Origin of the sequence: Pseudomonas sp. FSL R10-2189, from assembly GCF_009600325.1 — a bacterium.
Lineage (GTDB): Bacteria > Pseudomonadota > Gammaproteobacteria > Pseudomonadales > Pseudomonadaceae > Aquipseudomonas > Aquipseudomonas helleri.
The window spans coordinates 143,222-153,762 of sequence record NZ_WIVZ01000004.1 but is presented as its reverse complement, the minus strand read 5'-3'; the positions used below and the strand labels follow the sequence as shown (position 1 = coordinate 153,762).

Below are 10,541 nucleotides of genomic sequence, written 5' to 3'. Positions count from 1 at the left end.
TCAGACGCCTTGCTCTGCCACTGCCAAACACCGCCAGCGGGCGATGAAACGCTGAGTCCAAGGCTGAAAAGGTCTGTGAAATACGAAGGGAAACTACAGGGCAAACGCGGGCGACCGGGCTTTGTGCCGGGCCGGGCTGGCCACGAGAAGGCAGGTTCTCGATTGACAACAGCTGGACATACGCTCTACGAATCCATTCGTTAACCATGGTGAACACACCCAGACAACGCGTAATGACTAAAACCGTCAGGTGGACGACTTCCAAGTTCTATGCCGATACAGCTCTGGCAATGCAGGGACAATACTAGCCATACAGCCGACAATTTCAAAACAGGCTAATTCCCCCTTTTGCACCCGATAAGTGCACGCACACTTAACGCACATTAAAACACCCGCCAGTGACAACTCCTGTCACATCAACGCACACAGCATGATAATAAAACGCACACAGGGTTATAACGGGACACACACTCAATGCGTTATTCAGACTTATTTATTTTTTTATAAAAAAAATAAAAACAATGGAGTTATAACTTTAGTATGAATAGGCCGCATTATCCGTGAGTCTTCATAAAATCAATAAACACGCGAACTTTCAGGGGCAGATGACGGGTGTCGGGGTACAGCGCATAGATGCCCTGGCGCGTGAGTTGCCAGCCGGGCAGCAGATGCACCAGCCTGCCGGCCTGCAAATCATCTTCGATCAGCCAGTCCGGCAAAATCGCCACGCCTTGCCCGGTCAAGGCAAACGCCTGCAGCACCGATGAATTGTCGGCTTTGATCCGCGCATTCGCCGGGTTGGGTTGATAAGGTCGAACGCTGCCGCTGCTCAACTCGGTAATGCTCAACTCACCGACCCGCCCATGTTCCAGCCAGGGAGCTTGCTCAAGGGCCTGGACGCAGTTGATCGGCTCCAGACTGGCAACAAAGCCCGGCGAGGCCACCGGCAGAATTTCAAAGGTGCGTAACTGCACGGCGCGGTGGCTGGAATCGAACACGCGGCCCAGCCGCAGGGCGACGTCAAAACGCTCTGAGATCAGGTCTGCATGGGTCGAAGAGGTGGATAGATGCACGTTCAGTTCCGGGTGCCGGGCGCGAAACAGCTCCAGCGCAGGCACCACTTTGGCCAACGCGTACTCCACTGTGGTGGTGATGCGCAGCGTGCCCTTGAGTTCGGTGTGCTCACTGCGCGCCTCGTCAATCGCCAGCCGCGCTTCTTCGAGCATGCTCAGGCAGCGCACATAGAAACGTTCGCCCGCCACGGTCAGCGCCAGCCGCCGGGTGTTGCGGATGAGCAACGTCACCCCGAGTTCAGCCTCCAGACGTTTGATGTTGAAGCTGACCACGGCCCGGGTCTGGCCCAGCAAATCAGCGGCTGCGGTCAATGAGCCAGCTTCGACCACGGCTTTGAAGGTGTCGAATCGATCGAGGCTGACCATGTTTAAACCCGCTGACTGTCAAAATATTTTTGACAATCTAGCAGGGCGCAGGCCGTTTCTCTAAAGGAAAAAGCGACTTACTGTGCAGGCTCTTTCAAGGAGCCCCACATGGCTTATCGCAACAAACTCGCGCTGATCTATGTGCTCGGCTTTGCCCTGGACCTGGTCAACATGTTCGCCGCATCGATTGCCTACCCGCAGATAGGCCAGATGCTGCACGCCTCGGTCAATCAACTGGCCTGGATCGGCAATGCCTACATGCTCGGCCTCACGTTGATCATTTTGCCCAGCGTGTGGCTGGCCTCGGTGTTTGGCGAGAAACGCCTGATCCTCGCCTCGCTGCTGGTGTTCAGTGTCGCGTCGTGGTGTGTCGCTCAAGCCGGTTCAATCGAGGCACTGATCGGCTGGCGCTTGCTCCAGGGCCTGGGCGGCGGGTTGTTGATCCCGGTCGGTCAGGCCATGGTCTACCGACATTTTCCGGTGCGTGAGCGGGCGCGCCTGACGTCGGTGATTCTGATGGTCGCGCTGCTGGTACCGGCGCTGTCACCGGCACTGGGGGGTTGGGTGGTGGAGTACGGGTCATGGCGCGGAGTGTTCTACGCCAACCTGCCGCTGGCACTGCTGGCCCTGGTGCTGGCGGGTGTATGGATCAAAGCCGAACCCCGCCCCACCGAGTTCCCGGCACTCAACCTCAACGGCCTGGCAACCGGCGCCCGCAGCATGGGCGGCTTGCTGAAAAGCCCGCTGTTGCGCGTCGCCATGCTGATGTACCTGTGTGTGGCGGGGATTTTTATCGGCACCCAACTGGTGAGTATTTTGTATTTGCACCAGTTGGGCTTGAGCCCTGCGCAGACCGGCGCCTTGATGCTGCCGTGGGCGCTGGCTTCAGCACTGGGCATTATGTTGAGCCGTTATCAATTCAACCAACTGGGGCCCAAACCCTTAATGCTGCTGGGCATGGGTGCCCAAGCGCTGGGCATTGGTTTGTTGATTCAAGTGGACAGTTCACAGCTGTGGCTGGCGATACCCCTGTACGCACTGATGGGGTTTGGCGGCAGCCTGTGCAGCAGCACCGCGCAAAACACCGCGTTTATCGACATCAGGCCCGAACGCATGGGGCACGCCAGCGCGCTGTGGAATATCAACCGTCAGTTGAGTTTTTTGCTTGGCCCGGCGCTGATGATGGCGTTGTTCGCCGCCTTGAGCACAATCACCTCGACGCCCCACGCCTTTGCCCTATGCTTTGCCATCGGTTGCGTATTAACCCTGGCGCCGCTTATCCCCGTGTTACGCCTCAATACACCCCACGTGCTGGCCTTGCTGGCGCCCTGACCTGGAAACCGTGATGACTGATTATTCAAGCTACTTCGACCTTGTAACCGAAACCCACGTTGAGATTGAAGGCTGGTTTTCCGGCCTGGGACCGGGCGTGTTGCCGGTGCTGCTCGCCCGCTTCTCAGCACAGTTTTCGATGATCACCCCGACCGGCAAAGTGCTGGATGCAAACGGTGTCGAAGCGCTGTTTGAGCAACTGCGCGGGGCCCGCCCGGGGTTAAAAATCACCCTCAGCGAATTCCAGGGCATCGCCTTGCACGCAGAAGGCGCGGTGGTCAGCTACCGGGAGCTGCAAGAAGAACACAACGGCACCCGCACCGACCGCCGGGCCACCGTGGTGTTTGAGCGCGACGCCAGTGGCAAGGTGCTGTGGCGTCATTTGCATGAGACGTTCGCCGCAAACCTGTAGCCGCTGACGAGGGACGAGGCTGCGATGCGGGCCGCAGGACCGCCGTCCGGAGTCAAGTAGAGACATGTGGGAGCGGGCTTGCTCGCGATGCCGTCAACACGGTCTACCCGTACAACCTTGTTGATCCAATCGCGAGCAAGCCCGCTCCCACAGTTGTTCAGGTTATTTATCCGTTTGATCAACAATCACGGTGCAGGTGGTGCCCGCCGCCAGCAAGAAACCGTCCGGGATTTCGTCGATGTGGATGCGCACTGGCACACGCTGGGCCAGACGCACCCAGTTGAAGGTCGGGTTGACGTCTGCCACCAGTTCGCGGCTCTCGGGGTTGTCGCGGTCGTAGATACCGCGCGAGATGCTTTCTACGTGGCCTTTCAACACTTCGCCGCTCATCATTTGCAGTTCTGCGGTGTCGCCAACGCGAATGTGCGGCAGTTTGGTTTCTTCGAAGAAGCCGTAGACCCAGAACGAATCTTTATCGATCACGGCCATTTTCGGATCGCCGACCCGTGCGTAGTCACCCGGGTGCACGTTGAGGTTGGTCACGTAGCCATCAACGGTGGCCACGACTTTGGTGCGTTTAAGGTTGAGCTTGGCCGCGTCCAGTTGCGCCTGTGCGTGCTGGTAATCAGCCAGGGCTGAATCGGCAATGTTACCGGCGTCGTCACGGTTTTCGCGGGAGATCACCAGGTTGTCCATGTCGGCCCGGCGACGGGCGTTCTGTTTGCGCATCTCCCAGGTGGCCTTGCGTGAAGCCACCAGCGACTCGGCTTGTTTGACGGCAATTTCGTAGTGCTCCGGGTCGATTTCCAGCAGCACATCGCCCTTTTTCACCAACTGGTTGTCTTTGACCGGCACGTTGACCACGTAGCCGTTGACGTCTGCGGCAACGTTGATGATGTCGGCGCGGACCCGCCCGTCGCGGGTCCACGGGGTGTTCATGTAATGCTCCCAGAGGGTGCGGCCGATCCATATCGCAAGGGCCAGAACCAGCAAGGTGGCAAGCAGGCTGAAGAACTTTTTCATCGGATCAGTCTCAACGGTAAACAGTGAGCGCCATGGCGCCAAAAAGACAAATGAACAGGCTCAGGCGCAGCAGCGCCGGGTGCCAGAAGAAGCGGTACAGGTCGTAGCCGGAAAACAGTCGGTCAAAGCCCCATGCCAACCCCGCCGCGATAAAAAACATCAGGGTCATGGTGGGCATGTAGACGCCGTGGAAGGCGATTTCACGAGGCATGTTCAAGTCCTTGCGGCTGGGCAAAATGAGCCAGCGGCGATTGCGGGTCGAGCAGGGAGGTACGAATAAAGTGCAGGTAGCTTTGCACCCGGACCAGCGCCGAGGTGTCGAAATTGCGTGCGAAGGGTTCGTCGGCGGCCTGCACCCGGCTGATGGCGTGATCGACCGCAATCAGCGCGCGCTCAAGGTTGTTTTCGCTGGGGGCAATAAACAAACGCACCAGCGAACGGCCCATCACGCGGATGGCTTGGCGCCAGGGCTGCGATTCGGCATACGCCGGGTGAATCGGCAAAATCGCCTGTTCTTTACGCAGTTCGATAATCGCGTGGCCCACTTCCAGCACCACAAACATCCAGCGCAGCAGTTCGCGTTGCACTTTGGGCTGACCGGCTGCCAGGCCATACGCCTGGTGCATCAGGTCGCGGGTACGGCTTTCGAGGCTGGAGCTCAAACCGCGCAACTTGGCGCTGATGGCATACACCACTTGTTCACGCAGGTCTTGTTCCAGACGGCTCCACAACCAGTGGCTGTTGGGCGGCAGAATGATTGCCCCGGCCGCCGCGCACACCAGCATGCCCATGACCATGGCGATGTAGTCGTTGATGAACTGGTACGGGTTGTAGATCGTCAGGTTGTCAGGGACCGAACCGGTGCTGAAAAAGATCAGCAAGCCAAGCCCGACGCCCACGTAGTTGGCCCGCGAGGTGAGGAACGAGCCGAACACAATCACCGGGGTCAAGACCAGGCACAGCAGCGGGAAGCCGTCGATGTGCGGCAGCACAAAGAACATCTCGACAAAGCCCACTATCGCGCCGATAAAGGTCCCGCAGGCCATTTGAAAGGCCATGCGTTTGGGGTTGGGCGTGGCCGCTGACAAGCCGACCGTGGCGGCGGCAATCAGGGTCATCATCGCCCCGCTCGGCCAGGCCGTCAGCACCCAGTAAGTGCCCAGTACCACCAGGATAAAGGCCGCGCGGATCCCGGAAGCGGCCGCCGACCACCAGTTGGTTTGCGAGATAAAGGGTTGGTCCCAACGCTCGCGTTCGTGGGTGTGGTCGGCCAGCGACGCATGGGTCAGCGCGTAGTTGTGCAAATCATCGACAAAGCGAAACAGCAGTTCGAAGGCGGTGTTGAAATCGAGAAACTCGGTGTCGCTGGGCTGGTTTTCCAGAAAGCTCACCCGCAGTGCGCGGACCTGGGCCGGCAAGCGAGTCTTGAACTCGGCCAATTGCTCGGCCAGCACCACGGCGTCTTTGTCGGTCAGGGAGCGGCCCGAATAGGCCTCCAGCAACTGCGCGAGCAATTCCATCTCGGGCTCGACCACCGAAATCACCGAGCCCACGCCCCGCGAGCGCAACCGCGCCAGCAGTTGATGCAAGGCGTTGAAGCGCGTGGTCACGGCCATGAATTCGCTGTTGAGGCGGCTCAAACGGCCGCTGCGCCGACGCATGTGCGGGTCTTCGAAGACCGTCACGCTGCGCATGCCTTCCAGGCCCACGCTCTCGCCGATAAAACGCACGTTGCTGGCTTCATAAGCTTCTTGGGTCGACTGGCCGCGCAGGCCTTCAGCGACAAACCCGGCAAACACACCAAAGCGCTTGTACAGCGCGTCATGCATCGCCGCCCCGGCGGTTTTCGGCAGGATCGCGGCGCTGACCACGGTTGAGCACAAAATGCCCAGCGAGATTTCCAGCACCCGCCACACGGCGGCCATAAACGCACCGTCCGGGTGCGCCAGGGCGGGCAGCCCCACCATCGCGGCGGTGTAACCGGCCAGGACGAAGCCATAGGCGCGGAAGTTACGGCAACGCGCCGCACCGGCCGAGCAGATACCCACCCAAATCGCCAGCGAACCGAGAAACAGCACGGTGTTTTGCGCAAACAACGCGATCAGCGCCACCATCACTGCCGACCCGGTCAGGGTGCCTAAAAACCGGTAAAAGCTTTTGGCGAACACTTGGCCGCTTTGCGGCTGCATCACGATAAACACGGTGATCATCGCGGTGCGCGGTTGTGGCAACTCCAGACGCATGGCCAACCACAGGGTCAGAAATGCGGCTACCAACACTTTGAAGATATGCACCCAGGTCACGCCATCGCTGCGTGCCCAGTCAAAAAAGCCTCGGCGCCATTCCAGCGAATACAGCCAGCGTACCGGGGCGGGCAAGTGGTTCATCTACATCTCCAGAAATCGCATTTAACCTGTAGGAGCGAGCTTGCTCGCGAATTTCAACGTCAAAAGATCGCGAGCAAGCTCGCTCCTACAGAGGTAGCGTCAACTTGGGTTTGTTCGGCGCATAACGGTCGTCTTTGGGGACGTCGCTGCCCGCTTCGAGGCCGCCGCCCAATGCCGTCACCAATTCTGCGTGAGCACTCAAGCGCGCCGCCTCGACTTGCTGCTGGACTTCTTGCTGATGGAACAGCAGCGTCTGCGCGTTGAGCACATTGAGGTAGTCGGTGAGGCCGCGCTGGTAGGCGATCATGGCGATGTCATAGGTTTTCTGCGCCGCTGCCACCGACTCGGCCGCGAACACTTGCTGCTTGTCCATGGACTCGCGCTTGATCAATTGGTCAGAGATGCCTTTGAGCGCGTTGACCAGGGTCTGGTTGTACCGGGCCACCGCCAGGTCATAACCGCCCGATGCCGCGCCCAACTCTGAACGCAAGCGGCCGCCATCAAAGATCGGCAAGGAGATCGCCGGGCCGACGTTGTAGCTCATTTTTTGCGCCGTCAAAAAACCCAGCGCGGTGCCGCCTGTGGCCATAAAACCAAGGCTGCCGACCAAATCCACGTTCGGGTAGAAATTGGCATGGGCAACGTCGATGCCACGGGCTTGCGCGGCCACTTCCCAACGGCTGGCAACCACGTCCGGGCGCTGGCCCAGCAACTGCGCAGGTAACGTCGATGGCAGTTTGAGCACCGTGTTCAACGCCAGGGTCGGGCGTTTGAGGCGTGCGCCCTCGCCCGGGCCTTTACCGGCCAGCGCGGCCAGTTGGTTACGCGTCAGGGCGATTTCTTCTTCCAGTGCGTCGATCTGGCGATGGGTTTCCGGTAGCGGCGCCTCAGCCTGACTGACTTCAAAATGGGTGCCGATGCCGCCGTCCAGGCGTCGTTGCGCCAGGTCGCGGATCTGCTCTTGCTGGTGCAGGGTCGATTCAACAATGTCCAGTTGCGCGTAGTGCAGCGACAACTGGATGTAGGTGCGAATCACATTGTTCTGCAGCTCCAGTTGCGCCTGACGCGCCTCGGCCACGCTCATGTGGGCCATGTCCACCGCTTGCTCGGTGGTATTGCTCTCGCGGCCCCACAAATCCAGCGCATAACTGAAGCCTAATTGGGCGTTGTTGTCCCACGTATTGGCGCTGTCCAGACCACCGGGACCATAGAACTGGTCCGACGGCCAGCCATGTCGTTTGAGCGCCGCAGTGCCATTGACTTGCAGGGACTCGGCAGACTCGGCCACACCGGCCATGGCTTTGGCCTGCCGCACACGGGCGGCGGCGATTGCCATGGTCGGGCTACCCTGTACAGCCAGGCTGATCCAGCTGTCCAATTGCGGGTCGCCATAAGCGCGCCACCATTGGGCTGTAGGCCAGTTTGCGTCTTGCGCGGCGCTTTTAATCGCCTCGTCAGTGGCCAAGGTATTGGCATTGAGCATTTCGCCCTTGGGTGCAATGCCGCCGAAACCGATACAGCCATTTAATGCCAACGATAAAGCCAGAACACTGAGGGCTTTAAGCTCTCTGCTGATGCGACGCTGCACTGCTGCAAATTCCTGACATGAGGGGAGGTTTTTCGAGATAGATAAGTCTATGGCTTGGCAGGGGCAACGATAAGCTGGCATAACTGTGATTCTTTATTACCGTTCACAGAATAATCCGTAAGTCGCATGAGATCCGCTCAGTAAATCCTGAAACTTCATGTCACAATTTGTCGCTGTCTCCTTTGTTGCTGTCCCCTATACCGCCCTGAGAGCACTTCATGGACACTTTGCAAAACATGCGCGCCTTCAGTTGTGTGGCCGAAGCCGGTAGCTTTACCGCCGCGGCCGCCATGCTGGACACCACCACCGCTAACGTCTCGCGCGCGGTCTCCAACCTTGAGGCTCACCTGCAAACCCGCTTGCTCAACCGCACCACGCGACGCATTGCCCTGACCGAAGCCGGCAAGCGTTATTTGCTGCGTTGCGAGCAAATTCTGGCGTATGTCGAAGAAGCTGAAGCCGAGGCCAGCGATGCGCACTCGCGCCCGGCCGGGCAACTGAAAGTGCACACCATGACCGGCATTGGCCATCACTTCGTGATCGACGCCATTGCCCGCTACCGCAAGACTCACCCGGACGTCACCTTCGACCTGACCCTGGCCAACCGCGTGCCGGATTTGCTCAACGAGGGCTACGACATTTCGATCGTGCTGGCCACCGAATTGCCGGACTCGGGGTTTGTGTCCCAGCGCCTGGGCATCACCTACAGCATTGTCTGCGCCTCCCCTGACTACGTGAAAGCCAACGGCAAAGCGCTCAAACCCAGCGATTTGCTCAACCACGCCTGCCTTCGCCTGGTCAGCCCGGTGATTGCCCTGGACAAGTGGGTGTTCGAAGGCCCGGAAGGCCAGGAAATGGTGTTGATCAATTCGTCGCCGTTTTTGGTCAACTCGGCCGATGCCATGCGCAACGCGATCATCAGCGGCATGGGCGTTGGCGTATTGCCGCTGTACTCCGCCATCGAAGGCCTGCGCAACGGCACGCTGGTGCGGATATTGCCGCAGTACCGTTCGCAAGAGCTCAACCTGTACGCCATCTACCCGTCGCGCCAATACCTGGATGCGAAGATCAAAACCTGGGTTGAGTTTCTGCGCGGCACGCTGCCCGATATCCTGACTGCGCATCAGGTAGAACTGGCGACGTACAGCTAAGGCGAACGGTGGGAGCGGGCTTGCTCGCGATGCAAGCAATGCGGTCTTTCTGGATACGCTCAGCGCCCCTATCGCGAGCAAGCCCGCTCCCACAAAAGCTAATCAGGGCTGCACAATTTCGGCGGGAATGTTAGCGTGCTTACATTCCCGACAGCCGACGAGCCTTGTACCGATGAGTCTTTCTAATACCAAGAAAACCGTACTTGCCTTCAGCCGCGTCACGCCAGCAATGGTTGAGCGCCTGCGAGAGGATTTCAACGTCATCGTGCCTGATCCCAAGCTGGGCGATATCAATGCCCAGTTTGAGGAAGCCTTGCCCTACGCCCATGGCTTGATCGGCGTTGGTCGCAAGCTGGGTCGCAAGCAGCTGGAAAACGCCAAGAACCTTGAAGTGGTGTCCAGCGTGTCGGTGGGTTACGACAATTACGACGTCGATTACTTCAACGAGCGCGGGCTGATGCTCACCAACACCCCGGACGTGCTGACCGAAAGCACCGCCGACCTGGGTTTTGCCTTGATCATGAGCGCCGCGCGCCGCGTGGCAGAGCTGGACGCCTGGACCAAGGCCGGTGAATGGAAAGCCAGCGTAGGGCCAGCCTTGTTCGGCACCGATGTGCATGGCAAAACCCTGGGTATCGTCGGCATGGGCAATATCGGGGCCGCCGTTGCCCGTCGTGGCCGCCTGGGTTTCGGCATGCCGATTCTGTACAGCGGCAACAGCCGCAAGACTGAACTTGAGCAAGAGTTGGGCGCACAGTTCCGCACGCTGGATCAGTTGCTGGCCGAGGCTGACTTCGTCTGCCTGGTGGTGCCACTGAGCGAGAAAACCAAACACTTGATCAGCGAGCGCGAACTGAAGCTGATGAAGAAAAGCGCGATTCTGGTGAACATCTCGCGTGGCCCGGTGGTGGACGAAGCGGCGCTGGTTCACGCCCTGCAAAACAACACCATCCGCGGTGCAGGTTTGGACGTGTACGAGAAAGAGCCGCTGGCCGAGTCACCGTTGTTTGCCCTGAAAAACGCCGTGACCTTGCCGCACATCGGCTCGGCCACTGAGGAAACCCGCGAAGCCATGGCCAACCGTGCGCTGGCCAACCTGCGCAGCGCCTTGCTCGGCGAACGCCCGCAAGATCTGGTTAACCCGCAGGTATTCAAAGGCTAACCCTGCAGGACACCGATAATCGTCAGCATCCCCCAATCGGTTCCCTC

At 59.4% G+C, this 10,541-nt stretch carries 9 protein-coding genes; 4 read left to right on the top strand and 5 right to left on the bottom strand.

Features of this window, described 5'->3' with window-relative positions; genetic code table 11:
* Window positions 1–554 precede the first annotated feature (554 nt).
* Complete coding sequence (locus GHO32_RS05175) at window positions 555–1,439, bottom strand: LysR family transcriptional regulator (RefSeq protein WP_153333484.1); 885 nt, start codon at window positions 1,437–1,439, stop codon at window positions 555–557.
* A gap of 108 nt (window positions 1,440–1,547) precedes the next feature.
* Between GHO32_RS05175 and GHO32_RS05170 the strand changes: the two genes are divergently transcribed.
* Window positions 1,548–2,771 (top strand): MFS transporter, encoded by a 1,224-nt coding sequence (locus GHO32_RS05170; RefSeq protein WP_153333486.1) that lies wholly within the window; start codon window positions 1,548–1,550, stop codon window positions 2,769–2,771.
* A 13-nt stretch (window positions 2,772–2,784) separates the two neighbouring features.
* Window positions 2,785–3,183, top strand: a complete 399-nt coding sequence (locus tag GHO32_RS05165; protein WP_153333488.1) for a DUF4440 domain-containing protein — start codon at window positions 2,785–2,787, stop codon at window positions 3,181–3,183.
* 162 nt (window positions 3,184–3,345) lie between these two features.
* Here the strand turns inward: GHO32_RS05165 and GHO32_RS05160 are convergent, their stop codons facing one another.
* The 4 genes from GHO32_RS05160 to GHO32_RS05145 form a co-directional block, all read right to left on the bottom strand.
* Complete coding sequence (locus tag GHO32_RS05160) at window positions 3,346–4,206, bottom strand: HlyD family secretion protein (protein ID WP_048368256.1); 861 nt, start codon at window positions 4,204–4,206, stop codon at window positions 3,346–3,348.
* 10 nt (window positions 4,207–4,216) lie between these two features.
* Window positions 4,217–4,417 carry a DUF1656 domain-containing protein gene (locus GHO32_RS05155; protein WP_048368258.1) on the bottom strand — a complete coding sequence of 67 codons (201 nt, stop codon included), beginning with the start codon at window positions 4,415–4,417 and terminating at the stop codon, window positions 4,217–4,219.
* Window positions 4,407–6,593, bottom strand: a complete 2,187-nt coding sequence (locus GHO32_RS05150) for an FUSC family protein (RefSeq protein WP_153333490.1) — start codon at window positions 6,591–6,593, stop codon at window positions 4,407–4,409. The genes GHO32_RS05155 and GHO32_RS05150 overlap by 11 nt, the downstream gene beginning before the upstream one ends.
* Before the next feature lie 85 nt (window positions 6,594–6,678).
* A complete protein-coding gene (locus GHO32_RS05145) occupies window positions 6,679–8,181 on the bottom strand; it encodes an efflux transporter outer membrane subunit (protein ID WP_278939130.1) in 1,503 nt (500 codons plus the stop codon).
* A 218-nt stretch (window positions 8,182–8,399) separates the two neighbouring features.
* Between GHO32_RS05145 and GHO32_RS05140 the strand changes: the two genes are divergently transcribed.
* Both GHO32_RS05140 and GHO32_RS05135 read left to right on the top strand, forming a co-directional pair.
* Window positions 8,400–9,332 (top strand): LysR family transcriptional regulator, encoded by a 933-nt coding sequence (locus tag GHO32_RS05140; RefSeq protein WP_153330432.1) that lies wholly within the window; start codon window positions 8,400–8,402, stop codon window positions 9,330–9,332.
* Window positions 9,333–9,504: 172 nt separating this feature from the next.
* Window positions 9,505–10,494, top strand: a complete 990-nt coding sequence (locus GHO32_RS05135; protein ID WP_153333492.1) for a D-glycerate dehydrogenase — start codon at window positions 9,505–9,507, stop codon at window positions 10,492–10,494.
* Window positions 10,495–10,541 lie beyond the last annotated feature (47 nt).

What these genes read in the sequence shown, in the direction of transcription:
- GHO32_RS05175 (WP_153333484.1), bottom strand. Translation starts at nt 1,439, where the DNA reads ATGGTCAGCCTCGATCGATTCGACACCTTCAAAGCCGTGGTCGAAGCT.
- GHO32_RS05170 (WP_153333486.1), top strand. Translation starts at nt 1,548, where the DNA reads ATGGCTTATCGCAACAAACTCGCGCTGATCTATGTGCTCGGCTTTGCC.
- GHO32_RS05165 (WP_153333488.1), top strand. Translation starts at nt 2,785, where the DNA reads ATGACTGATTATTCAAGCTACTTCGACCTTGTAACCGAAACCCACGTT.
- GHO32_RS05160 (WP_048368256.1), bottom strand. Translation starts at nt 4,206, where the DNA reads ATGAAAAAGTTCTTCAGCCTGCTTGCCACCTTGCTGGTTCTGGCCCTT.
- GHO32_RS05155 (WP_048368258.1), bottom strand. Translation starts at nt 4,417, where the DNA reads ATGCCTCGTGAAATCGCCTTCCACGGCGTCTACATGCCCACCATGACC.
- GHO32_RS05150 (WP_153333490.1), bottom strand. Translation starts at nt 6,593, where the DNA reads ATGAACCACTTGCCCGCCCCGGTACGCTGGCTGTATTCGCTGGAATGG.
- GHO32_RS05140 (WP_153330432.1), top strand. Translation starts at nt 8,400, where the DNA reads ATGGACACTTTGCAAAACATGCGCGCCTTCAGTTGTGTGGCCGAAGCC.
- GHO32_RS05135 (WP_153333492.1), top strand. Translation starts at nt 9,505, where the DNA reads ATGAGTCTTTCTAATACCAAGAAAACCGTACTTGCCTTCAGCCGCGTC.